The following is a 23,941-nucleotide window of genomic DNA, read 5'->3' as shown; positions in this document are numbered from 1 at the left end:
CCGACTGGGGCTACTGGACCGACTGGACCGACTGGACCATCCGGACTAGGACTTCCAGCAGGATTGTATGCATTTAACTCCGCTGGGATTTCTTTGGATATTGGACTTAATGCTCCAGTACCATTTAATACTGTTGGATCTCAGTTTGGTACAGCAATTTCTCAATTAGATCCTGATACTTTTGTAATTAGTCAAACTGGATTCTATAAAATTACCGTTATCGTATACACTGCAGCAGTAAGTCTATTAGGAGGACTTACAATCCAAGTAAATGGGGTATCTGTTCCAGGTACTGGGGCCACTTTAATCTCAGTTGGAGCACCTATCGTTGTTCAAGCAATTACGCAAATTACGACAACTCCATCATTAGTTGAAGTAATCGTTACAGGGCTTGGGCTATCATTAGCTGTTGGTACAAATGCATCTATTATTATTGAAAAAATCGCTTAATTTTTTACTTAGCAGTAAAACTGATATCAGTTTTACTGCTTTTTCAATTTCAAATTCAATCATGAAACATTCGCTATCTACATAATCATATTGTTGTATGACATTTTGCAGGAGGCACAAATATGGAAAGTAAATCTGCTGTTCAGCTTTATCTCGAATTGCTAAAGAAGACCATTTTATTTGAAATATGGTTAGAATATGAGGCATACTTACCCGCATCTCTACATATTTCAAAAGAACTAGAATTCGAACCAGTTACAGTCCCCCTCCCTTTATTCATTAAGCAATATGCTGAAAACCATAACTTAAAAATTGTAAAACCAAATGTTTCAAAAAGTGAACGCCATGATGGAATGGATTGGCCAAGAGCAGCACATAGCATGATTGGTCGAGAACGTATGAACCAATTACAAGAGGCGATGGAAACCGTTGTTCGTGAAAATATAGAAGGTGATTTTATTGAAACAGGTGTATGGCGCGGAGGATCATGCATTTTTATGAATGGTTTTTTACAAGCAAACAACATTACGGATCGTAATGTGTGGGTTGCAGATTCATTTGAAGGTTTGCCAGCACCGAATCTAGAACAATATCCAAAAGATTACGGTGATTATTTACACACATTCGATTACTTACGCGTCTCTTTAGAACAAGTACAAGAGAATTTCAAAAAATATGATTTACTAAATGATCAAGTGAAATTTTTAAAAGGTTGGTTTAAAGATACTTTACCAACAGCACCAATTGAAAAAATAGCAATTGCACGGCTTGATGGTGATATGTACGAATCCACAATGGATGGTCTCGTGAACTTATATGATAAAGTTTCTAAAGGTGGCTATATAATTATCGATGACTACGGGCTACCGCCATGCGCTGAGGCTGTGACAGACTTTAGAAACCAACGAAATTTAAAAGCCCCTATTACTAAAATTGATGTATTTGGCGTTTATTGGAGAAAAGAATAAAAAAAGATTTAATCTATAGGAGATTCCATTTTCACTCATTCTTCTCTCACTTCTAATCCAATTAAGTATTCTTTTTCGGAATCTCCCTACATATAACAATTGTTTTCCTGTATTCTCTCACTACAAATTGAAAATTTTATTAATAGATTTACTGCATCTTCTCATACAAGAAAGGGGTATACTCATGAGCGAAATTAACAAAGAAATGACTTTACTCCCCCCTCCTGAACTCGTCCAATATGTAGGTGGCGACTTCAAAAGAGTTGGAAAAGAGTTCCTAAAGCATTTTATTCAAATTGGTGCTTTAAAATCAAATGAAAAAGTATTAGATGTAGGCTGCGGTGTCGGCCGAATGGCTGTACCATTAATGAATTACTTAAATGATGATGGAGCGTATTATGGATTTGATTTGTTTAAAGATGGAATTACTTGGTGTCAAAATAACATTTCAACTATGCGTAATAATTTTCACTTTGAACATGTTGACATATACAATCAATTCTATAATCCGGAAGGAAAAGAAGATGCCTCTCAATATCGTTTTCCCTATGAAGACGGAACATTCGATTTTATCTTTTTAACTTCTGTATTTACACATCTTCTCCCAAAAGAATTAGAACATTACGTATCTGAAATTGTACGTGTATTAAAAAAAGACGGGAGATGTTTCATTACATTCTTTCTTATAAACCCTGAATCGTCCTATTATTTAAATGCAGGACAAAGTACATTAGGTTTTTATCATCGAATCGAAAATTGCTACGTTGTAAATAAAGATATTCCGAATTTCGCAGTTGCTTATCCTGAGACAGATATTTGCAATCTATTGAATAAGTACGGCCTAGAAATAATCAATAAGCCGCATTACGGTTTATGGTGCGGCAGACATGAATATACAAGTTACCAAGATATTGTTCTTACAAAAAAAAGCTTCTGAAAGGAAGTTATGTATGATGAATGAAAAAAATCCACCTCTCGTTTCCATCCTTATTCCTACTTATAATCGGCCTCATTATTTCAAAATTGCTCTAGAAAGTGCATTGGCACAAACTTATTCAAATATTGAAATCATCATCGGAGATGATAGTACAAATGATGAAACAGCAACTTTAATACGCGAACAATACTTACCAAATTATAAAAATATAACATACATTCGAAATACCCCTACTCTAGGACAATTTCACAATGACCTTATGCTCATAGAAAAATCAAATGGTGAGTATATAAATTTTTTAATGGACGATGACGTGTTTTATAAGCATAAAATACAAAAAATGATGACCTATTTTGAGCAAGATCCCAATAAAAATCTTGCTCTTGTTACTTCTTATCGAGTACGCATTGATGATCATGGAAATCTAATAGGTGATTCCCATCCAACACAAAGGTTATATAGTGAAGACACCCCATTAAACGGGATATTTTTAGGTAATTGGATGTTAAAGGGCGGACACAACATTATCGGTGAGCCTACAACTACTTTGTTCCGAAAGGAATTGCTCACTGAACCTTTTGGCACCCTTAAAGAGCGACAATATTCTTGTAGTGTTGATATGGCCTCATGGATTTCTTTACTTTCTAAAGGAAATGCAATATACATTTCTGAGCCTTTAAGTCAATTTCGCTACCATGCTGGACAACAAATACACAATAAGCTCCTTCAAGGTTGTGAAGATTTCACACACCTTGTTATAACAGCAAAAGAATATGGCTTTTTACAAAATACTACGGACTATAGAGCAGCTCTACTTAGTGCTTACCAATGGTGTAAAAGTTCCTTAAAATACTATCTTCATCAACTAGATATTTTTCCTGACGCACATGTACGTCTCTCTCATTGTTTGGATATAATTATTAAAGAGCTAAACAATTAAACTACTCTGCAAAATTAAAAGTGTATGGACTATATGTGAATCATTCGTATAGTTCATACATTCTTTCTCATACTATAAAGTGAAACTTTAATCAGCTCTCACCAATCGGGCTTTTACGGGCAGTTGATCCCCCACCTAACTTCTTCGCTTTCGCTGAATTTTGAGGTGGGGGTCTTACTGCCCATTAATGCGGGATAAAATCCATTACTATAAAGAGCAGTAGAAAGGAATACCTACATTGAAAGATCCAAATTCTCAATATCAAATAGACTACGTATTACTATTTATTTTATTTGCCATTGGGATTGTTAGTTGTTGTGCTATTGCAAGTGCGCAAGCCTCTTTACCGCCATTTTTACAAAACGTCAATTTTGTACTAAAGCAAATCCAATGGTATTTCATTGGATTTATAGCCATTGGTGTTATTATGATTATCGACTTCGATCGTTATCAAAAAATTGCTTGGTATTTGTACAGCTTTGCAATGGTACTACTTATTGGACTAGAACTTCAAGTACCAGGTGCCGTTACAATTAAAGGCGCTACCGCTTGGTACAGGCTCCCAGGCATCGGAAATTTTCAGCCTTCTGAAATTATGAAATTGTTTTTAATTATCGTCATTGGACGAATTATAGCAAATCATAATGAGAAATATTTTTCCCAAACGATACATGACGATTTTTTACTACTTGGAAAAATATTTGCGACAAGCTTGCCACCACTACTACTTATTGCAAAAGAACCAGATTTAGGAAACACAATGGTCATTTCAGCGATGCTTGCAGCAATGATACTAGTTTCTGGCATACGATGGCGTTTTATTTTTGGATTAGTTTCAGGTACTTTCGTTGCTGGATCTACATTAATATATATTTTTTTTACTCACACAGATTTCTTTAAAGCACACATTTTAAAAGAGTATCAATTAAATCGCTTCTACGGATGGTTAGCACCTTACAAATATGATGCACAAGGCTATCAATTAAGACAAGCATTCTTAGCGACTGGATCCGGAGAAATGCAAGGAAAAGGGTGGGAAAATGGACAAGTATATTTTCCAGAACCACATACAGATTTTATTTTCACTAATGTCGCTGAACAATTTGGCTTTCTAGGCGCAAGTGTCATTATTTCTCTTTTTTTCTTACTCATTTTTCGAATGATTCATATTGCTTTAGAAAGTAATGACCCTTTCGGTAGTTACATTTGCGCTGGTACAATCGGAATGTTTACTTTCCAAGTATTCCAAAATATCGGGATGACAATCGGATTACTTCCCATTACAGGGATAACATTACCTCTTATGAGTTACGGAGGAAGTTCACTGCTTACATACATGATTGCGATTGGATTCATTTTAAATGTTCGCTCAAGAACGAAAATCTTTATGTTTAAATGAACAACACAAAAACGCTATATTTTTATCTCTATCCTTTTTTAGATATACTAATGAAAAATACGATGGAGGTTTAAATATGAAATATGACATTATAGGAGATATTCATGGATGCTTCCAAGAGTTTCAAAATTTAACAGAGAAGCTAGGATATAACTGGAGTAGCGGTCTACCGGTTCACCCTGACCAACGTAAACTTGCATTCGTTGGCGATATTACAGACCGTGGTCCTCATTCATTACGTATGATTGAAATTGTATGGGAACTTGTCATACATAAAAAAGAAGCTTATTACGCTCCTGGAAATCACTGTAATAAACTATATCGATTTTTCCTTGGGCGTAATGTAACAGTCGCTCACGGACTTGAAACAACTGTTGCTGAATATGAGGCACTCCCTTCTCATAAGCAAAACATTATAAAAGAAAAGTTTATCACTCTTTATGAACAATCACCGCTCTACCACATACTAGATGAAAAAAGAGTAATCGTATGTCACGCTGGGATTCGGCAAGATTACATAGGAAGACGAGATAAAAAAGTACAAACCTTTGTATTATATGGCGATATTACAGGAGAAAAGCATGCCGATGGCTCACCTGTCCGTCGCGATTGGGCGCAAGAGTACAAGGGGCAAGCTTGGATTGTATATGGACATACACCAGTAGCAGAACCTCGATTCGTCAATCAGACAGTCAATATTGATACTGGTGCTGTATTTGGTGGCAAATTAACCGGATTACGTTATCCTGAAATGGAGACTATCTCTGTTCCTTCTTCTTTACCTTTTGTCGCTGAGAAATTCCGTCCAATTTCATAACTACCTTACTTAGCGAAAGATTACCGTATTATTTAGGCAGATCTCATATAAAACTAGGTAAAGTAATTAAAAAAAGATGCAATAAAGTGCATCTTTTTTTAATTACACTACATATAATGTCGCAGGAGGTGACAGAATGAAGAAAAAATCTTCTAAACAAAAAAGAAAATTTCCCCCTTTATATCTGCCCATGTACGGAATTAACAACTGGTGTAGTATTCGGGCTGCAGCGATAGAAGAACTGGAAGAACAAGAGTCATCAAAAAAAAGCAAAGTAAAACCAACATATGTCTCTTTAGAAAATGCTGTGATGAGCCGCATAATCGATCGCAGAAAAATAAAGATGCAACAAAAAAATAAACAGCTCTCAAATCAAGATGAACAGGTAATACATTCTAATCAAACAGAAGAAAAGACGGAAGAAAATATTTCTGTAGCAATAAATAAAAAAGTGGAACCAGAAATTCCAGCTGCTATTATAAACAAAGTAAAAAAAATAAAAGAGGCATTGGCTTCATCGAATGATATACAAACTGAAAAACCACTCATAATTGAGACACCTACACCTGAAAATACAAAAGTTAAAAGGGGCGGCCGATATGCATATGCGGAAGGGCTTCACTCTCATGCGGAGGGCATGGCAGCACATGCGGAAGGCTTATTAACACACGCAAAAGGTTCTTTCTCTCATGCAGAGGGATCAAACTCAAAAGCAACTGGACATAGTTCGCATAGTGAGGGAAGTGAAACGACAGCAGGCGGAGCTTATTCTCATGCAGAGGGTAAACAGACGATTGCTTTAGGCGAAGCAGCACACGCAGAAGGAACCGCAACTATCGCTAACGGATCCTCTTCTCATGCGGAAGGTCATCATACATCAACAGCTCATTTTGCAGGTAGCCATATTATGGGGCGCTTCGGCACTGCAGAAGAAGCTTATTCTTGGTTTATTGCAAATGGTGTAAGCGACACCGACCATAATATCGGGGCTAAATGGCTTGCCCATAATGGAGAAATGTACATTGAGGGTGCGTCTTACAATGCAAGTGGAACGGATTTTGCACAAATGTTTGAAACCGAAGATCATAAACCTATTGATGTCGGTTATTTCGTTACATTTAGTAGCGAAGAAAAAATTCGGATAGCTACTTCACACGACTCGTTCATTTTAGGAATATCTAGTGCAACCCCTGCCCTTATAGGAAATAGCGGGGCTTTAAGTTGGGAAAAACGTTATAAAACAGATAACTTTGGAAAACGCCAATATGTATGGACGGAAACCGAAGAAATACAACCTCTTTTAAATACAGAATGGGATCCAACTCGCAAATATGTAGCAAGAAAAGATCGCGCCGAGTGGCTTCCTGTCGGATTAATTGGACAAATGTTAGTACGTGATGACGGCACTTGCGAAGCACATGGATTTTGTCTTCCAAATGACAATGGCATTGCTACAAAAGCCGAAAATGGATTTTTCGTTATAAAGCGTACGGGTGAAAACCAAATTTTAATATTATTCCGCTAAGAAAAAAGGGAACAAAATTCTGTATAATATAAGAATTTTGTTCCCTTTTTAAGTATGCCGCAACACTTCTTGCATATCGCTTGGAAGCTTTATAGTGAAAGACATCTCTTTCTCTAAAATAGGATGATAAAACGTCAAAGATTTACTATGAAGTGCTTGCCGTTTCATTTCATCCCTTCTCCCTCCATATAAGCTATCACCAAGTAATGGATGTCCTATATGAGCCATATGCACACGAATTTGATGCGTTCTTCCTGTCTCAAGCTCAAGCGCTACATGTGTCTTATGATATGTACTATCAATTACTTTAAAATGAGTAACTGCCCTTTGTCCATCCTCACAAACCATTCGCTCAATAATGCTATCAGATTTTCGACCAATTGGTGCATCAATCATTCCTTCTCGTTCTACAATCTTTCCGTGAACAATTGCTTCATACGTTCGTTTCACAGCTTTTTGTTGATGCTGCTTCGATAAAAGATGATGCACGAAACGATTTTTTGCAATAAGCATAAGCCCCGAAGTATCACGATCTAAACGTGTTACGATGTGCACTGTACTTGCAAGATGCTGCTTATCATAATGAGATAACAGCGCATTGGCAACACTTCCTGCCGGATGTTCTCTAGACGGAATCGTTGACATATTCGCCTCTTTATTAATGATAAGAACCGCGTCATCTTCATATATAATGCATAAAGGAATATCTTCTGCCATCATCCCTTCACTTCTTTCCTCCACTGGAAAAAAGACACGTAATTCTTCACCAGCACGCAACTGATGACGAACACTCGCATGTTGACCATTTACTTCAATTGCTCCGCCATGAAACTTTATATCCGTTAAAGCGGCTTTAGAAATACCTTTCGTTTTCAAAAATTCCCTAACTAAAGTTCCCTCTTCAGCCGGCCCTATATCCCATTTCAATGTAAATCTGTTCAAATATATAACCCTTTCTATTTATCTGCAACAAACGAGTCACGAACTCGTTTCCAGAACGGGAATGGGCGGAAACGAACAAATCGTACTTTCTCGTTTGCGACGCGATACTGGATTGATTTCACATCTTGATGAACCATCGTTAAATGATCCACTGTAATTTGTAAGTTCATTCCTGCAGCTGGCTTTAACACACATGTATGATGCTTCGGCAATACGAGTGGCGATCCTACAGTACGAAATACACGATTGTTAATGGACGCCATTTCTGCAATTTGAATCGCTTCAATAGATGGGTGAATAATTGCTCCGCCAAGCGCTTTATTATACGCGGTACTTCCTGAAGGAGTAGAGATACAAAGGCCATCTCCGCGGAATGTTTCAAAATATTCTCCGCGTATTTCTACTTCTGTTACTAATGTACCTTCTGCACTTTTTACAGTCGCCTCATTCATCGCTAAATACTGTGACTCTTTACTTCCATTCACATAGCGAATAATAACTTCTAAAAGCGGATATTCCACCACTTGGAATGGTGTTTTCGCAATCGCAATTACTAATTTCTCTACTTCTGTTGGTAACCAATCTGCATAGAAACCTAGATGTCCTGTATGTACACCAACAAATGCTGTTTCATCCAATCGATTATAATAACGATGAAACGCATATAAAAGCGTTCCATCTCCCCCAACAGAAATTACAATATCGGGTTCCTTTTCATCCATTATAAATCCAAAATCTAGCAAGTACTCTTTCATCGTGCTTGCCAGTGTATCTGATGATTGATCTCCCTTTGACATAATTGTAAATTTCATCGCCCAACACCCTTTAGTTTATGATTCGGAATCTTTCGTTTCTTGCTTTCTTGAAAAAGCCTTTTGCGCTTCTTGAATTTCAAGACGAATAGAAGACATTTCTTCATCTAATAAAAACGCCGCTTCAGCTGCACGTTGCAATCGTATTTTAATATCTTCAGGAAAACGTCCACTATATTTATAATTTAAAGAATGCTCAATTGTTGCCCAAAAGTTCATTGCTAGCGTGCGTATTTGGATTTCTACCAATACTTTTTGTTCACCTTGAATCGTTTGAACAGGATAACTAATGACAACATGATAAGAACGATAACCGCTATCTTTCTTTTGCGTGACATAATCACGTTCTTCCACGATTTCAAAGTCATTTCGTTTTCGAAGATATTCTACAACAGGCTTAATCTCATCAACAAATTGACACATCATTCTAAGCCCAGCAATATCCTGCATATCTTCTCTCAATCGGTCTAGCGGTACATTTCTCTTCTCCGCTTTATCAATAATACTTGCAACCGACTTTACCCTTCCTGTTACAAACTCAATTGGAGAATGCTCTGTTAACATTGCAAATTGAGTACGCATTCCTTTTAGTTTCACTTTTAGCTCTGCCACCGCTTGGTGGTAAGGTGCTAAAAATTCTTCCCAATTTCGATTCATTTCAACCACCACCAAAATCAATCCATTTGCTTATAGAAATACTTTTTCTACAGCAGTTACTAATTCTTCTCCGTAATTTGCATTACCTTCAATATTTTCAACTAAATATTCTACTTCTTCTTTTAATCCTTCTAATTCCATTTCAATGTCATTCACGCGAACGAACATAACCACATCGTTATTCATCGCTTCATGCATTGCTTCCCAGCATGTGTGCGGAATACTTACATAAATGAAAGATGATTCATTTTCTAAGATATATAAAAATGATAAATTGTCTGAGTCTACAAGTACGTGATTACGCGCACTTAACTCCTTTACCTCTATTTCACTATTTTCCGCACAAAAAATAAGAGCATTCTCTCTCTTTTCTACGCTCTTAACTTGGATTTTATTTTGCATGCTCTAACTCCTCCATCTCAACTTCCTGTCTTACTTAACAGTATTATTGTATCATAACATGGACGCAAACAAATAAAACATTGAACCAAATTTATGAAAAAGCGATAATGTGTAAAGAATTATTTTTCAAAAGGAGATTATACAATGACACAAGAAATTGAAATTGAATTCAAAAATATCGTTACAAAAGAAGAATTCGATACATTATGTAAATCGTTTTCTATTGAAGCATTTACAAAACAAGTGAATCACTACTTTGAAACACCTGACTTCTCGTTAAAAGAAGCTGGCTCTGCACTTCGTATTCGTCATAAAGGAGCAACTTATACGTTAACGTTGAAACAACCTGCAGAAATCGGTTTATTAGAAACGCATCAAGTCGTAACAGAAGACGAAGCAAAAATGATGATGAAAACAAACACAATCATTCAAGGAGCAGTAGTAGATCAATTACACAAATTACAAATTCCTGTTTCTGCTTTAACATATATGGGTAGTTTAACAACAGAAAGAGCAGAAACATTATTTAAAGGCGGAACGCTTGTCTTTGATCATAGTTTCTATTACAATCACGATGATTATGAAATTGAATTTGAAGTACAAGATGAAGAAACAGGAAAAGCTGCATTTATTCATTTATTAACGCAACATAACATACCTGTTCGCCATACAAATAACAAAGTAAAACGCTTTTTCCTTGCCAAACAAAAAAAAGCACGCTAAAGTGAAAATTCCACTAGTGAATATGTTTCACTAGTGGATACATCTCACTAAAAAAGTTTACACCCGTAGAATAAGCAAAGAATCTTTGAGAAAGCTGTTTATTTGCCCTCTCGAACATTCCATTGCTACAATAGATATACATTTCATGGAAAAAGGAGTTTATAAAGGATGAGCAAGCAACCGATGACACCATTTGAAGGAATTGGCGGTGAACAATGCATTGCAATATTAGTAGATACATTTTATTCCTATGTCAGTAAACACCCTGACTTATCTCCCATCTTCCCGGAAGATTTAACAGAAACCGCTAGGAAGCAGAAGCAATTTTTAACACAATATTTAGGTGGTCCTAATTTGTACACTGAAGAACATGGTCATCCTATGTTAAGGGCACGCCATCTTCCGTTTGAGATTACTCCAAAACGAGCAGAGGCTTGGCTATCATGTATGGAGCAAGCAATGGATGATACTGGAGTTCATGGTCATATAAGAGAGTTTGTTTTTGAACGTTTAGCATTAACCGCTCAGCATATGGTTAATACTCCAAACGAAACAGGTGAAGTGTAATGGATAAGCAGGAAGCAAAGCATATAAATATGCCATCTCCTTCCGCATGCGAGCATAAGTCTGTAGAAGCATATTTATTTATTGATCCACTTTGTAAAGATTGCTGGGAAATTGAGCCTTTTATTATTAAACTATGGCTTGAATACGGGAAATACTTCTCTATTCGTCATATCGTAACAGGAAAAGTGGATGGAACGAACGCTTCCTCACACAAATGGAATAAACCTGCTAATATTCGATTTGTGTGGGAAAAGACAACCAGTTTACAAGGTTTTTCATGTGATGGAAAGGTACATATGCAAGAAGCATCGTCAACACCATATTTAGTTTCGATGGCAATTAAGGCAGCGGAGTTGCAAGGCCGAAAAGCAGGTTCGAAGTTTTTGCGAAAACTCCAAGAATACATTTTCCTTGAAAATGTATCAAACCCTGACTGCGAACTATTACTTGCATGTGCGAAAGATAGCAATATTGATGTAGAAGAATTTAAAAAAGATCTACATTCTGCTAGTGCAAAAAAAGCTTTCCAATGTGACTTGAAATTCACAAATGAAATGCATATTACAGAAATACCTTCCCTCGTCTTTTTTCATGCGAACTCAGATGAAGAAGGTATTAAAATCGCTGGAAATTATTCCTACGATGTATACGTACAATTATTGAAAGAACTTGTAAAATGTGAAATTGAGCCAGAACCATTACCACCTTTAGAAGTGTTACTAGAAGCAACACAATTTATATCTTCAAAAGAAGTAGCATTTATTTATGATTGTCCGCAACAAGAAATTGAACGCGAACTAAAAAAATTACAACTGAAACGAAAAGTACAAATGATAGAAGTAAAATGCGAACGTTATTGGAAATGGATAGCAAAAGAAAAAGACCTGGTGTAAACACCAGGTCTTCTTCTTTACGGCTTATAAAAATATTAAAGGGGATGGGAGAAATTTTCACGTTCAAACAAAGGGGTATATGTTTGTATGTGAATTCGTTCACGCTTATTATATTACAAGATTCGACGTCAGATGACAACCCCTTTTGTCGAATTTCACACTTTTGTCACATTCTAAACGTTTTCATTTTTGAATAAGCTATAAAAAAGGTCATTTAGGAGGTTTATTTATGAAAAAATCTTATATTGCTCTTCTCTTTCTAGCTGTCATCGTTTCTTTTTTCTTGTACATCCTCTCTCTACTACAAGCTTTTCCTAAAATTATTGCCTTACCTCTTTTATTCGGAATCATCGTTATCACTCTCTCTTATTTCAATTATAAAAAACGATTCAAAGGGTTTTAATTTTAAAAATCAGTCGTAAAACTATCCTTTCAGTTAGAAAAACAAAGAAATTCACCTTTCTTTTCGACAAATATCGACATTGAATCTATTCAACAAAAAGACGAGGATACAATCCCTCGTCTTTTTTCATTACTTTTCTTCAAATAATAATGCTTCTAATTCATTTAATTTCTCTTCAAATACTTGTAGCGCCTCTTTTACTGGTTCAGGAGATGCCATATCTACTCCTGCTTTTTTCAGCACTTCAATTGGATAATCAGAGCTTCCTGCTTTTAAGAACTCATTAATATAACGTTCTACTGCTGGTTGTCCTTCTTCTAAAATCTGTTTAGATAGAGCTGTCGCTGCACTAAATCCTGTTGCGTATTGATATACGTAATAGTTGTAGTAGAAGTGTGGGATACGAGACCATTCTAAACCAATCTCTTCGTCGATTACTAAAGCGTCACCGAAATATTTCTTATTTAAATCATAGTAAATTTCCGTTAACATGTCTGGCGTAACAGCATGTCCTTCTTGTACTTTCTTATGAATAATATGTTCAAACTCTGCAAACATCGTTTGACGGAATACAGTACCACGGAACCCTTCTAAATAATGATTTAATAAATATAGACGCTCTTTCTTATCTTCTGTCGTTTTTAATAAATAATCATTTAGAAGCGCTTCATTACAAGTAGATGCCACTTCTGCTACGAAGATGGAATAATCACCATATACGTGCGGTTGTGTTTTTCTTGTATAGTAACTATGCACCGAATGACCAAACTCATGAGCAAGTGTAAATAAATTATTTACATTATCATGCCAGTTCATTAAAATATACGGATTTGTTCCATATGCACCAGATGAATATGCCCCGCTTCGTTTTCCTTTATTCTCATACACATCTACCCAGCGATTTTCATATGCCTCTTTCAAAATATCAACATATTCATCACCAAGTACGTTTAAAGATTTTAATAAAAGGTCTTGCGCTTCTTCGTATTTCACATTCATTTTCACTTCTGGTACAAGTGGTGTATATAAATCATACATATGAAGCTCATCAAGTCCTAGTGCACGCTTACGAATATCGATGTAACGGTGTAATAAATGTAAGTTGTCATTTACTGTTTCAACGAGTTGATCGTATACTGCTTCCGGAATATTATTATTGCTCAGTGCAGCTTGGCGAGCAGAATCATATTTACGAACACGCGCATTGAAATTATTACGTTTTACTGCTCCGCTTAACGTACTTGCGAATGTGTTTTTAAATTTTCCGTACGTTTCATATACAGCTTTAAATGCATCTTTGCGAACACGAGGATCATCACTTTCTAAAAACTGAATGTAACGGCCATGTGTAATTTCTATTTCTTCTCCGTCTTCCCCTTTAATAGATGGGAATTTTAAATCCGCGTTATTCAACATACCGAATGTATTGCTTGATGAACTCATTACTTCAGATGCTTCCGCTAATAAAGCTTCCTCAGCTTCTGATAATACGTGCGGGCGTTGACGTGTAATTTCTTCTAATGCATGTTCATATACACTTAAATCTCTATTTTCCTTCAAGAATGTTTGCAGTGTATCTTCTGAAATCGATAAAATTTCAGGCACAATATACGCTGTGCTACTAGATACTTGTGAATATAAATTTGTTGCACGATCATTTAATGCTTGATATACAGAGTTTGTTGTATCTTGATCGTAACGCATATGAGCATATGTATATAACTTACCTAATCGCATTGATATTTCATCTTCATATTGCAATGCCTCAAGTAAATTGTCCGCAGAGTCACCAAGTTTCCCTTTAAATTCAGTTAACTTCGGTAATAGCTCTTTAATAGCTTGGAATTCTTTTTCCCATTCTGCATCCGTTTGGAAAATATCTTCTAATCGCCACGTACTTGCTTCTTCAATCTCGTTGCGATCTGGTAATGCTTTCGCTTTGTTTTGTTCAGACATTCTTTAAGCCCTCCTTTAAATATCTCTACTTAAGTACAATTCGTTTTTTCTTATGTAATTCCTTCACAATCATTCTTTATTATATCCGCTTTTCCTCCTCTCATGTTAAAATTTGCCTCAAATAAAGATAGCGCATGTATTAAGCAAATCTCATCATGTTTCATAATTTCCTCCTCTGTTTTTAACATCACGGCATCCCTTATTTTTCGGTACGTATAAGTTCCCACTTTACGTAAAACACCTATATAGCATAAAAATGTCATATATTCAGTAACTGCCATTTTCCATATGTGCTGCGAAAAGTACGGAAGTATCCGCCTTTTCGTATACCTTTTTACATAACTACACACGTATTGAAGAGAAATACACTCTCCCACTGCAAGCTCCCCTATACACTTCATATATAGAAAAGCTTGCCATATAAATGGGTTTGTTTGAAAAGCAAATGCAGAAGGGAGTGGAACACCAATTTCAGAAGGAAAGCTCGCTGGGGTACATTTAAATTGATATAAGAGGCGTAATAATGACTTATAATTATAATTCCAAATCGGTAAGGCATTTTGGCGAAAGTTTTTCTTTCTCTTCTTCCACTCTTCACCCAATCTTTCTTTCCCGAAAGGAACAGGAGAAAAAAGCATTTCAAAAGTAGTCGCATCAGTTGGTAAATATATAGTATGTGAGAAAAAAACATTTGTAGAAAAGGGAGTGACAAATGCACATTTCATAAATGATTTTTGTTTCGGACAGAAGAAAATAAGAAGTGGCTGAGGATAAGATTGTAAGGAGAAAGCCATAAGTGAGGAAAATTTCATCCAATATGCAGATTGCTTTTTCAATTGATTTCCACCAACGATCCAAATGACCTGTATACCAGCTTGCCAATACGAATATGTTCTTTTGTACAGCTGCTCTATAGCGAGGTTTGCACATTGGTATTCAATTGCAATTTTTCTACCCGCCCTCTCTACAAAAACATCTGGTCGTTGCTTAATTTCTGGGAGGTAGTACTCTATATCCACCTGAAAGTTTTGACGTTTGAACCATCTATATAACAATTCTTTACCATGCATATGATACTTTGATTCCGCTTCATAAAAGGCAAGACATGAATCCACTTTTTTATGAGCAAAATGCCAACTTTTTTGTTTCCCTAATTTCATTTGCACTTCCTTTCCGCAAGCTACACAAAAGAATCGTTCTTGTTGACGCATACGGCGCAAAAGCTCTTCATTACAATTATAGAGTAAATGAATTTTTTCACCGTTTTCTCTTTTAGCGATAAATATCGTAATCACACCCTTTCAGCTCCTTATATTCTACAATTTGTTACAAATTCCTTTTAAAAAAGAGATGTCCCAATTTCGGACATCTCTTTTTATAATAAAGGTGATAATAATCGGTACGTTGATTCAACAATTCGTCTATGAAGACGTCTTTTATGAAAATGATCACCATGAATTTCACTTGATTCTTCTAAATCATCTTTAAAGTCTTGAACAAGTTTTCGAATGCTATCTGTATCATATAAAAAGGCATTTACTTCAAAATTCAAATGAAAACTTCTCATATCCATATTAGCTGTCCCAATTGAAGCTAAATCAGAATCAACGATGACAATTTTACTATGAAGAAAACCTTTTTCGTATTCATATATCTTTACTCCTGCATCTAAAAGCTCTGGGAAGTACGATCTCGATGCGTAAAAGACAGTACGCTTATCCGGTTTACTCGGCATTAATAAACGAACATCAATACCAGCAAGTGCAGCAACCTTTAATGCGGATAAAATATCATCATCCGGAATAAAATACGGCGTTGCAATCCAAATAGATTTCCGAGCAGAAGCGATCATTGCGAAATATAAATGCTTAATCGTTTCCCACTTATTATCGGGGCCACCTGCAACTAGCTGCACTCCTCCCCAATGATCACCCTCAACTGCTTTTGCTTGTAAATATTCAGGGGCTAGCACAGCCTCTCCAGTCATATAAAACCAGTCTTGAAGGAAAATAAGTTGTAAACTTTGAACCGCTTCACCACGTAAATACAAATGCGTATCTCGCCAAAAGCCAAAATATTTATTTTTCCCTAAATACTCATCACCGATATTTAATCCGCCTACAAATCCTTCGTTCCCATCAATCACAACAATTTTCCTATGATTTCGATAATTAATCTTATCGTTTAAAATCGGAAAGCGCACAGGAAAGAATGGAATCATTTCTACACCTGCATCGTTTAATTCTTCAATATACGATTTCGATAACTTAAAACTTCCAACCGCATCATATAAAAAGCGAACAACAACGCCTTCTTTCGATTTTTGTATTAAAATATCTTTAATTTCTGTTCCTAATTTATCATCACGCACAATGTAATATTCCATATGAATGTGATGTTTCGCTCGTTTTAACCCATTTAAAATAGCCCGAAACGTTTCATCTCCATTTGTTAATGTCCTCGTTTCAGTTTGAAATGAAATATTTAAAGCTCCTAATCGATCCGCTAAACGAAATAACAGTTCTTGATGCTTATGATTGCGTAAAATTCGTTCTTCGTAATCTTCATGCCCTTTATATTGTAAAAACGCCTGTTCATCAAGTAACGCCTTCTTTTGGAACATTCTTTTTCTTCGAAAATTTTGTCCGAATAATAAATAAGCAAAGAAACCAAATACCGGAAAAATTCCTAAAACAATTAACCATGTAAGTGTTTTAGATGGATGTCGATTTTCTAAGAAAATAACGCAACCAATTAAAAACGCAGATACTGTAAATAAAATACTAATAATACCTAAAATCGAAACATCTTTTATCCCAATCACATCTGAATAAAATGCTACATCAATAAACATACGTAACGAAACAAATAATGCGAACAATAGCAGTATAAAGAAAATCAGCTTTAACGTATTTTTCATCTCTTACCTCCTAACTAAGAAAGCTTTCCTATTCTTCATATAAAAAGCCGATTTCATACTACAGAAATCGGCCTACGTTTTAGCAGGAAAATTATTGCGAATCGTTTCAAGCGCATGCTCTTTCACAATTTGTTTTCCATACTCACTTACACGATGAATTGTTAAAGTTGATTCTTCTCCATATTCTAAAATAATACTTAAAATACGATCGATTTCTTCTTCATCATGTAGCACTTCATCGAATTCCACATATACATAATAGCGGTCCTCAAATGAATACAGCTCATCTTTTATATCTTCAAAGATAAGACGATGACTTAATGAAATGACATCTTCAAAATCATTAAATTTAATTAAAAAGCCAAACGTACCATCTTCATTAAAGTTTGTTCCTGTTTGTTCTTCTACCTCTTCGACTAATTCTTGTTGGAATAATGATTCGATGCCTTCATCTAGAGGAATATCTATAATTTTGTCTACCCCTATCGGTAGTTCCAGCTTTTGTCCGTCCTTTGAAAGCTCTGCTTTCGTGACAAGTACTTCAATCCCTTTATCGACTGCTTGCACTTGAATCCATAACGGTCCATCAATAAAGAAATCGTCATGATCACGAGCTTCGTCCATCATCTCCCAAAAGAGCTCTTCACTTCGTTCGCGATCATACCAAATTTCTTCACGATTAAATCCTCTATCCTCTATATCAATGTACGTAATAAAAAATTTCATCGTATGATCATTAATTCTTTCAATATCCAAAATACAACTCTCCCTTCCTGCTTAGAATTGTTATGAAGGGATTCCCCACTCATATGACAAATCAATAGATTCTTGTACTCTCATTTTATGATAAGATTCTCCAGAATGGAAATAAAATCGATTTATTTTACAAAAATAGTTATATGCCTATCTTTACTCGATAAACTACATAAATATATTATTATAGCGATTTCTTACTTACAAAAAATTTGGACATACATTTCCACATTCCCCCGTACACTGTAATAAAGTGAAACTTCTATTAGAAGAGATTATTTAACAACAACTTTCTTCATCACATACATATAGTTCGCTTATTAAAACATCATAAATGGAGGCAGACGAATGGACTTAGAGTTTTTAACATCCGTACTAATGATTGTCGGTATCGATGTTGTATTAGGTGGTGACAATGCAATCGTCATCGCACTAGCTAGCCGAAATTTACCTGAATCGAAACGAAATAAGGCTATTTTGATCGGTACTCTTTTAGCGATTGTACTAAGAATCATCCTTACTATACTAGCTGTCTATTTACTCGACATTCCATTTCTACAATTGATTGGCGGGGTTTTACTTACATTAATTGCAGTCAATTTATTAACCGATAATAGCAACGATCTTTCTTCTATTCAAGGAAAAACAACTTTATTTCAAGCTGTGCGGACAATTGTTTTCGCGGATCTCGTTATGGGGTTTGATAATGTTATTGCCATTGCAGGTGCAGCTCACGGGAGATTTTTACTCGTCATAATCGGCTTACTCATTTCTATCCCGATTATTATTTGGGGCAGCAAACTTATTTTAATACTTATGGAACGATTTCCATTCCTCATTTATTGCGGTGCAGCGATTCTTGCCTATACTGCAGGAAAAATGGTTACACATGAAGACAGACTTGCAACCTTTTTTCATAACAATCCAAGTTTCACTACAAGCATTCCTTATTTGTTCATTTTCACTATTTTATGCATCGGCTTTATCGTACAACAAGTTCGATTACGCAATGTGAAACATTAAAAAAAACCTTCTACTATATAATAGGTAGAAGGTTTTCATATTATTATAATTAATTTACAAGACGTTGTGCTTCACGTAATTGGAACGTTCTTACTGTACGTGGTAAGAAACGACGAATTTCGTCTTCGTTGTAACCAACTTGAAGGCGTTTCTCGTCAATCATAATTGGACGACGTAAAATCCCTGGATAGTCACGAATCATCTTATATAAATCTTGAAGTGGTAAAGACTCTAAGTTTACATTCAATTCTTGGAAAACTTTCGAACGAGTAGAAATAATCTCATCCGTTCCGCTTTCTGTCATACGTAAAATCTCTTTAATTTCCTCAATCGTTAATGGATCTGAGAAAATATTACGTTCTGTATAGGGAATATGATTTTCCTCTAGCCATAATTTCGCCTTTCTACAAGACGTACAGCTTGGAGAACTATATAATGTTACCATACAAAGCTCACTCTCCTTAAAGAGTACAAATTCTGTACTAAATACAGTTTTAATTTCTAACTTCAGCAATTTTTCGCGATAACTTGTCTTATTGAAAAGTACAAAAATCGCATTTCATGTAAGCAACAACTTATAATAAACAACAATTACTTTTAATAAGTAACTTCTATAATCATTATACAATAGATTTTGCAAGAAATATACAGTAAATTTCCTGCTAGTTGAGAAAACTCTTCCGTGCATTTCACTGCTATGTAACATGATTACGCTCACTTCAGCTGTACTTTAACAATAACTTTCAATCCTTTTACTACTCACTTCTCATAGATTTTTCATATAATATATAGTTATTTATCTATAATCTTCCCTATGAAAAAGAGAACGTTTTCTTACTTTTTCTTGATAAATCAATTAAGAAATGTAAGACTATACAAATGAGAATAAAAAGGAACGTTTGTTCTCATTTTAACAAATATCCTCCCTCCTGTCTACACGATTTCTAAAGTAAATTAAATATTTTTCTGACATTTCTTTCTTTTTCATTTTTTATCTCATACAATAAACATACAGACAGGCAAAGGGGGAGTTTTCAAATGATTGCTTTTTTTATTGATTTTATTACGGTTGCTGCCCTCATCATCGGAATAACAGCATTGATTGGTGTCATTACAAATAGCATCGGCGAAAAGCTCTTTGGTGGAAAAGAAAAAATGAAGTTTGTTAACAAAAGTTTGGATGTACAATCTGGCTGGAACCAAGTTGGCGGAAAAGGCATTTATAAGAAACGAACGTATTAAAAAAAAGCAGGCGATCACCTGCTTTTTTTCTTACTTCTCTACTGACGCCCATTTAAAGCTTAAATCGCCGCCATATTTATGGTTATACATATTTTTAATTGAATCTCTTTGTAAATATGCTCTACCACGTTGATATACTGGAACGATCGCAGCATCATCAAGTAACATTTTTTCTGCTTCTAATAAGTTCTTCCAACGAGCATTTACATCGCTTCCATCTTTTTTCGCCTTCATAATGATTTCATCGTATTTTGGATTAGAGTACTTCATCTTATTTTGTGACCCATCTGTTACAAACATATCAAGATATGTAATTGGATCTGGGAAGTCCGCACTCCATCCAGAGAATGACATGACATAATCGCCCGCATCTTCTAATTTTAGTTTTTGTGCGAATGGTTGTTGTTTAATTTTTACTGTTAAACCTGGTAAATTCTTTTCTAATTCACCTTTTAAATATTCACCAGTTTTCTTTGATAACTCTACATCTTCATTTAATAATTCTAATTCGATTTCATTTTTACCAAGTTCTTTTTGACCAGCTTCCCAATATTTCTTCGCTTCTTTCACGTTTGGTTTTACAATATCCCCGTTTACAGCACGGAAATCTTTTTTATCTGGTCCTTTAATGAAGTTATCAGGAATTAATCCTGTTGCTGGCTTAGAACCGTTATTTAATAATGTATCCACGAATGGCTTACGGTCAAAAGCAAGTGAAATTGCTTTACGAATATTTTTATTTGCTAAAGCTGGATCTTTTTGATTTAAACGAAGGAAGAATACAGATGTATCTTCTACTGTTTGGAAATCTGGTTTTCCTTTATATTTATCAATAAACTCCGCTAATAACGACGCTCGATCAATTGCATTTGTTTCATATAAGTTAATTGGCGTAGATGTATCTTTTACAATATTAAAGTTTACTTCTTCAATCTTCACTTCTTTATTGTCCCAATATGACGCGCTCTTTGTCATTTTAAAGCTACGTTCATGTTGCCAATCACTTAATGTAAATGGTCCGTTATAAAGCGTTGTATTCGCTTCCAAACCAAACTTCGTACCTTGCTCTTTCACAAACTTTTCATTCACAGGATAGAAGATTGGATATACCATTAAATCTACAAGGTATGGAATTGAATTATCTAATTCCACTTCTAATGTATAATCATCAATCGCCTTTACCCCTAATTGATCCGGACTCATCTCTTTTTTATTAATTTTCTCTGCATTTTTTATATCATACATAATGTACGCTGATTTCGCAGCTGTATCTGGGTTAATCGCTCTTTGCCATGCGTATACGAAATCTTTTGCCGTCACAGGATCACCATTTGACCATTTTGCGTCTTCACGTAATTTAAATGTATATTTTTTACCATCTTCTGATTTTTGGAATTCCTTCGCTACACCAGGAACTAGCTTATCATCTTTTCCTAAACTGTATAAGCCTTCCATCGTATTACCCATTACTCTTGAAGAAACTGCATCAGCTGATAACGCTGGATCCATCGTTGGAATTTCTTGCGTTTCAATTAAGTTAATAACTTGCTTCGCACCGCTTTTCCCGCTATCCCCTTTTGCGTTCGCTTGCGGTTCATCTTTTTGGTAGCTACATGCCCCTAACATCATGCTCATTGCTACTGTTGATACTACAAAAACTGGCATCTTTTTTTTCATACTTCCACCCTCCATAAAAATGTTAGCCCTTTCATTTTCAAACAGAAAGAAATATATATATGTTCTAATAATTCATATTATACACACAAATATATTTTTTGTATATTTATATTTCTATTTCATTAAAATTTCCTGTTAAAAAATAAATCTTTGTAAACGTTTCATATTGCTGATTATTCTTACTAAAGTGTTAAAAACAATATTTTTTATACTTTTCTAAATTATCAGAGAAAAATGAATTTTATATCTCATAATACTTCATGTATAATTATCCTTTTGTTTTTATCATAAAATAGCACTCTCTTCATAATAAAAATATGTAGGCTAAAATGAGTGCAAAGGTTAAGAAAGTATGTTACGATACATTTTGCTAAAAATAGATATCGGTAAAGAGGGGACGGACATGGCAGCAATTCAGGCAAAAAACGGGCCTACTGAGAAATTAAGTTTATTCTTATTAACATGGCCTATTTTTCTAGAAGTTTTTCTTTTTATGTTAATGGGGATCGCTGATACTTTCATGTTAAGTGCATTATCAGACGATGCTGTATCTGGGGTTGGTGCAGCGAATCAATACCTCCATATCGCTATTTTGGTACTAGAAGTCATCGGGAACGGCGCAGCTATCGTCGTATCTCAATACCTCGGTTCCAAACGCTTTATGGAAGCATCTAAAATATCAGCATTAGCCGTCACATTAAATTTAATAGTTGGGCTCGTTATAAGCGTTGGTTTTCTTTTATTTTCGAAACATATGATGCTCGCAATGAACTTACAAGGCGATGTACTAACGTATGCGCAAAACTACTTATCTATCGTCGGAGGAGCCATCTTCCTACAAGCTATTATTAACTCATTAGCCGCAATTATCCGTGTACACGGTTTCACAAAGCAAGCGATGTTTATTTCACTCGGAATGAATATGATTCATATCGCTGGAAACTATGTACTCATTTTCGGGAAATTTGGTTTCCCTGAGCTCGGTGTACAAGGGGCTGCCATTTCTTCTGCTGTCAGCCGACTTATAGCGCTTATTGTTTTCTTCTGGTTACTATACCGCGTTATGGAATATCGTGTAAAATTACAATATTATTTCACCTTATCAAAAGAATATATCGGGAAAATTTTAAAAATCGGGATTCCATCTGCTTTTGAGCAAGTTATGTATCAAGCTTGTCAAATTGTCTTCTTATACTATGCAACATATTTAGGAACGGAATCGTTAGCGGCTAGACAATACGCTACGAACATTTCTATGTTCACTTATTTATTCGCTATTGCAATTGGTATGGGAACAGCCATTATTATTGGCCGCCTCGTTGGTGGTGGCGAAAAAGATGAAGCATACGAACGCTTGTGGAAAAGTGTAAAATGGGCGATTGGTGTAACTTTATGTATGGTCGCTCTCGTTATTACATTCCGTACACAATTAATGGGACTGTTTACAGATAATCCGTACATTATCGGGTTAGGCGCAAGTGTTCTTTTACTAAGTGTACTACTTGAAACGGGACGTACGATGAATATCGTCATCATTAATTCGCTTCGTGCAGCTGGTGATGCAAAATATCCTGTTTTAATCGGTGCATTCTCTATGGTGTTAATGAGTTTACCACTAGGTTACTTTTTCGCCTTTCATTTAGATATGGGGCTCGTTGGTATTTGGCTAGCAATCGCCATCGACGAATGGACACGTGCCATTATTATGTTCTTCCGCTGGAAAAGTAGAGCGTGGGAGCGTTATGCACTTGTTAAACCTGAAGAACAAGAGGAGAATGTTTCTGTTCAAGTTCAGTAATTTTGCATATGGATATCACTAATGATACATGAGATTTATATCGGCGATTCTTTAAATATATCGACTGACCGACAAATGTATACAATTCTTTTATATAGTAGAAAAAGAGCCATCCTTCCATAACAGAAGAATGGCTC

The 23,941-nt window shown here is 35.4% G+C and carries 23 protein-coding genes and 1 pseudogene; 14 read left to right on the top strand and 10 right to left on the bottom strand.

Features of this window, described 5'->3' with window-relative positions:
- The 7 genes and pseudogenes from bclA to MR107_RS19725 form a co-directional block, all read left to right on the top strand.
- Nucleotides 1-450, top strand: a pseudogene (bclA, locus tag MR107_RS19755) (collagen-like exosporium glycoprotein BclA); the annotation flags it as partial.
- A gap of 122 nt (nt 451-572) precedes the next feature.
- Nucleotides 573-1,418 carry a TylF/MycF family methyltransferase gene (locus MR107_RS19750; RefSeq protein WP_000444381.1) on the top strand — a complete coding sequence of 282 codons (846 nt, stop codon included), beginning with the start codon at nt 573-575 and terminating at the stop codon, nt 1,416-1,418.
- Nucleotides 1,419-1,602: 184 nt separating this feature from the next.
- Nucleotides 1,603-2,355 (top strand): class I SAM-dependent methyltransferase, encoded by a 753-nt coding sequence (locus MR107_RS19745; RefSeq protein ID WP_242292623.1) that lies wholly within the window; start codon nt 1,603-1,605, stop codon nt 2,353-2,355.
- A gap of 13 nt (nt 2,356-2,368) precedes the next feature.
- Complete coding sequence (locus MR107_RS19740) at nt 2,369-3,295, top strand: glycosyltransferase family 2 protein (RefSeq protein WP_000980807.1); 927 nt, start codon at nt 2,369-2,371, stop codon at nt 3,293-3,295.
- Between the two features lie 238 nt (nt 3,296-3,533).
- Nucleotides 3,534-4,694, top strand: a complete 1,161-nt coding sequence (locus tag MR107_RS19735) for an FtsW/RodA/SpoVE family cell cycle protein (RefSeq protein WP_000654702.1) — start codon at nt 3,534-3,536, stop codon at nt 4,692-4,694.
- 76 nt (nt 4,695-4,770) lie between these two features.
- Nucleotides 4,771-5,511 carry a bis(5'-nucleosyl)-tetraphosphatase PrpE gene (gene prpE, locus MR107_RS19730; RefSeq protein WP_000872698.1) on the top strand — a complete coding sequence of 247 codons (741 nt, stop codon included), beginning with the start codon at nt 4,771-4,773 and terminating at the stop codon, nt 5,509-5,511.
- A 136-nt stretch (nt 5,512-5,647) separates the two neighbouring features.
- Complete coding sequence (locus MR107_RS19725) at nt 5,648-7,036, top strand: peptidase G2 autoproteolytic cleavage domain-containing protein (RefSeq protein ID WP_000730517.1); 1,389 nt, start codon at nt 5,648-5,650, stop codon at nt 7,034-7,036.
- A gap of 48 nt (nt 7,037-7,084) precedes the next feature.
- Here the strand turns inward: MR107_RS19725 and MR107_RS19720 are convergent, their stop codons facing one another.
- Genes MR107_RS19720 through MR107_RS19705 form a run of 4 tightly spaced genes read right to left on the bottom strand, consistent with a single transcriptional unit; the run spans nt 7,085 to nt 9,849 of the window.
- The gene (locus MR107_RS19720; protein ID WP_001079134.1) at nt 7,085-7,978 is read right to left on the bottom strand and encodes an RluA family pseudouridine synthase; all 894 of its coding nucleotides are present in this window, start codon (nt 7,976-7,978) and stop codon (nt 7,085-7,087) included.
- A gap of 14 nt (nt 7,979-7,992) precedes the next feature.
- The gene (locus MR107_RS19715; protein ID WP_000673190.1) at nt 7,993-8,790 is read right to left on the bottom strand and encodes an NAD kinase; all 798 of its coding nucleotides are present in this window, start codon (nt 8,788-8,790) and stop codon (nt 7,993-7,995) included.
- 18 nt (nt 8,791-8,808) lie between these two features.
- Nucleotides 8,809-9,447 (bottom strand): GTP diphosphokinase, encoded by a 639-nt coding sequence (yjbM, locus tag MR107_RS19710; protein ID WP_001081482.1) that lies wholly within the window; start codon nt 9,445-9,447, stop codon nt 8,809-8,811.
- A gap of 30 nt (nt 9,448-9,477) precedes the next feature.
- Complete coding sequence (locus MR107_RS19705; protein ID WP_001180003.1) at nt 9,478-9,849, bottom strand: UPF0738 family protein; 372 nt, start codon at nt 9,847-9,849, stop codon at nt 9,478-9,480.
- Between the two features lie 144 nt (nt 9,850-9,993).
- On the opposite strand from MR107_RS19705, the gene MR107_RS19700 reads away from it, so the two are divergent.
- The 4 genes from MR107_RS19700 to MR107_RS19685 all read left to right on the top strand — a co-directional run bounded on the left by MR107_RS19700 (nt 9,994) and on the right by MR107_RS19685 (nt 12,435).
- On the top strand, nt 9,994-10,572 hold the full coding sequence (locus MR107_RS19700) for a CYTH domain-containing protein (protein ID WP_086395928.1): 579 nt from the start codon (nt 9,994-9,996) through the stop codon (nt 10,570-10,572).
- A gap of 168 nt (nt 10,573-10,740) precedes the next feature.
- Complete coding sequence (locus MR107_RS19695) at nt 10,741-11,139, top strand: globin domain-containing protein (RefSeq protein WP_000043390.1); 399 nt, start codon at nt 10,741-10,743, stop codon at nt 11,137-11,139.
- Nucleotides 11,139-12,032 carry a ClpXP adapter SpxH family protein gene (locus tag MR107_RS19690; RefSeq protein ID WP_000360645.1) on the top strand — a complete coding sequence of 298 codons (894 nt, stop codon included), beginning with the start codon at nt 11,139-11,141 and terminating at the stop codon, nt 12,030-12,032. The genes MR107_RS19695 and MR107_RS19690 overlap by 1 nt, the downstream gene beginning before the upstream one ends.
- A gap of 229 nt (nt 12,033-12,261) precedes the next feature.
- The gene (locus tag MR107_RS19685) at nt 12,262-12,435 is read left to right on the top strand and encodes a hypothetical protein (protein ID WP_000750355.1); all 174 of its coding nucleotides are present in this window, start codon (nt 12,262-12,264) and stop codon (nt 12,433-12,435) included.
- Between the two features lie 129 nt (nt 12,436-12,564).
- Here MR107_RS19685 and pepF read toward each other — a convergent pair whose 3' ends face one another.
- The 4 genes from pepF to mecA form a co-directional block, all read right to left on the bottom strand.
- Entirely contained in the window at nt 12,565-14,391 is a 1,827-nt protein-coding gene (gene pepF, locus MR107_RS19680; RefSeq protein ID WP_000003348.1) for an oligoendopeptidase F, read from the bottom strand.
- A 50-nt stretch (nt 14,392-14,441) separates the two neighbouring features.
- A complete protein-coding gene (locus MR107_RS19675; RefSeq protein ID WP_000628315.1) occupies nt 14,442-15,686 on the bottom strand; it encodes a competence protein CoiA in 1,245 nt (414 codons plus the stop codon).
- A gap of 80 nt (nt 15,687-15,766) precedes the next feature.
- Nucleotides 15,767-17,311, bottom strand: coding sequence for a cardiolipin synthase (locus MR107_RS19670; RefSeq protein ID WP_000799194.1), 1,545 nt, complete (start codon nt 17,309-17,311; stop codon nt 15,767-15,769).
- A gap of 72 nt (nt 17,312-17,383) precedes the next feature.
- A complete protein-coding gene (gene mecA, locus MR107_RS19665) occupies nt 17,384-18,067 on the bottom strand; it encodes an adaptor protein MecA (RefSeq protein ID WP_000350713.1) in 684 nt (227 codons plus the stop codon).
- Between the two features lie 345 nt (nt 18,068-18,412).
- Between mecA and MR107_RS19660 the strand changes: the two genes are divergently transcribed.
- Nucleotides 18,413-19,087 (top strand): TerC family protein, encoded by a 675-nt coding sequence (locus tag MR107_RS19660; RefSeq protein WP_000362607.1) that lies wholly within the window; start codon nt 18,413-18,415, stop codon nt 19,085-19,087.
- A 49-nt stretch (nt 19,088-19,136) separates the two neighbouring features.
- Here MR107_RS19660 and spx read toward each other — a convergent pair whose 3' ends face one another.
- On the bottom strand, nt 19,137-19,532 hold the full coding sequence (spx, locus tag MR107_RS19655; RefSeq protein ID WP_000258267.1) for a transcriptional regulator Spx: 396 nt from the start codon (nt 19,530-19,532) through the stop codon (nt 19,137-19,139).
- Nucleotides 19,533-20,125: 593 nt separating this feature from the next.
- Here spx and MR107_RS19650 point away from each other — a divergent pair.
- Nucleotides 20,126-20,329, top strand: a complete 204-nt coding sequence (locus MR107_RS19650; protein ID WP_000559971.1) for a hypothetical protein — start codon at nt 20,126-20,128, stop codon at nt 20,327-20,329.
- Nucleotides 20,330-20,359: 30 nt separating this feature from the next.
- Here the strand turns inward: MR107_RS19650 and MR107_RS19645 are convergent, their stop codons facing one another.
- Nucleotides 20,360-22,006 (bottom strand): peptide ABC transporter substrate-binding protein, encoded by a 1,647-nt coding sequence (locus MR107_RS19645; protein WP_242292622.1) that lies wholly within the window; start codon nt 22,004-22,006, stop codon nt 20,360-20,362.
- 352 nt (nt 22,007-22,358) lie between these two features.
- Between MR107_RS19645 and MR107_RS19640 the strand changes: the two genes are divergently transcribed.
- Entirely contained in the window at nt 22,359-23,804 is a 1,446-nt protein-coding gene (locus MR107_RS19640) for an MATE family efflux transporter (protein ID WP_242292621.1), read from the top strand.
- Nucleotides 23,805-23,941: the final 137 nt, after the last annotated feature.

This window comes from Bacillus cereus group sp. BfR-BA-01441 (genome assembly GCF_022663075.1).
Classification (GTDB): domain Bacteria; phylum Bacillota; class Bacilli; order Bacillales; family Bacillaceae_G; genus Bacillus_A; species Bacillus_A cereus.
This window is presented reverse-complemented; position numbering and strand designations above follow the sequence as displayed.

Bases quoted from the DNA above. Each gene is read 5' to 3' on its own strand.
- MR107_RS19715 (WP_000673190.1), bottom strand. From the start codon at position 8,790: ATGAAATTTACAATTATGTCAAAGGGAGATCAATCATCAGATACACTG.
- prpE (WP_000872698.1), top strand. From the start codon at position 4,771: ATGAAATATGACATTATAGGAGATATTCATGGATGCTTCCAAGAGTTT.
- MR107_RS19670 (WP_000799194.1), bottom strand. From the start codon at position 17,311: ATGAAAAATACGTTAAAGCTGATTTTCTTTATACTGCTATTGTTCGCA.
- MR107_RS19650 (WP_000559971.1), top strand. From the start codon at position 20,126: ATGATTGCTTTTTTTATTGATTTTATTACGGTTGCTGCCCTCATCATC.
- MR107_RS19740 (WP_000980807.1), top strand. From the start codon at position 2,369: ATGATGAATGAAAAAAATCCACCTCTCGTTTCCATCCTTATTCCTACT.
- MR107_RS19685 (WP_000750355.1), top strand. From the start codon at position 12,262: ATGAAAAAATCTTATATTGCTCTTCTCTTTCTAGCTGTCATCGTTTCT.
- MR107_RS19645 (WP_242292622.1), bottom strand. From the start codon at position 22,006: ATGAAAAAAAAGATGCCAGTTTTTGTAGTATCAACAGTAGCAATGAGC.
- yjbM (WP_001081482.1), bottom strand. From the start codon at position 9,447: ATGAATCGAAATTGGGAAGAATTTTTAGCACCTTACCACCAAGCGGTG.
- MR107_RS19705 (WP_001180003.1), bottom strand. From the start codon at position 9,849: ATGCAAAATAAAATCCAAGTTAAGAGCGTAGAAAAGAGAGAGAATGCT.
- MR107_RS19745 (WP_242292623.1), top strand. From the start codon at position 1,603: ATGAGCGAAATTAACAAAGAAATGACTTTACTCCCCCCTCCTGAACTC.
- MR107_RS19750 (WP_000444381.1), top strand. From the start codon at position 573: ATGGAAAGTAAATCTGCTGTTCAGCTTTATCTCGAATTGCTAAAGAAG.
- MR107_RS19640 (WP_242292621.1), top strand. From the start codon at position 22,359: ATGTTACGATACATTTTGCTAAAAATAGATATCGGTAAAGAGGGGACG.
- MR107_RS19700 (WP_086395928.1), top strand. From the start codon at position 9,994: ATGACACAAGAAATTGAAATTGAATTCAAAAATATCGTTACAAAAGAA.
- MR107_RS19725 (WP_000730517.1), top strand. From the start codon at position 5,648: ATGAAGAAAAAATCTTCTAAACAAAAAAGAAAATTTCCCCCTTTATAT.
- pepF (WP_000003348.1), bottom strand. From the start codon at position 14,391: ATGTCTGAACAAAACAAAGCGAAAGCATTACCAGATCGCAACGAGATT.
- spx (WP_000258267.1), bottom strand. From the start codon at position 19,532: ATGGTAACATTATATAGTTCTCCAAGCTGTACGTCTTGTAGAAAGGCG.
- MR107_RS19690 (WP_000360645.1), top strand. From the start codon at position 11,139: ATGGATAAGCAGGAAGCAAAGCATATAAATATGCCATCTCCTTCCGCA.
- MR107_RS19695 (WP_000043390.1), top strand. From the start codon at position 10,741: ATGAGCAAGCAACCGATGACACCATTTGAAGGAATTGGCGGTGAACAA.
- MR107_RS19660 (WP_000362607.1), top strand. From the start codon at position 18,413: ATGGACTTAGAGTTTTTAACATCCGTACTAATGATTGTCGGTATCGAT.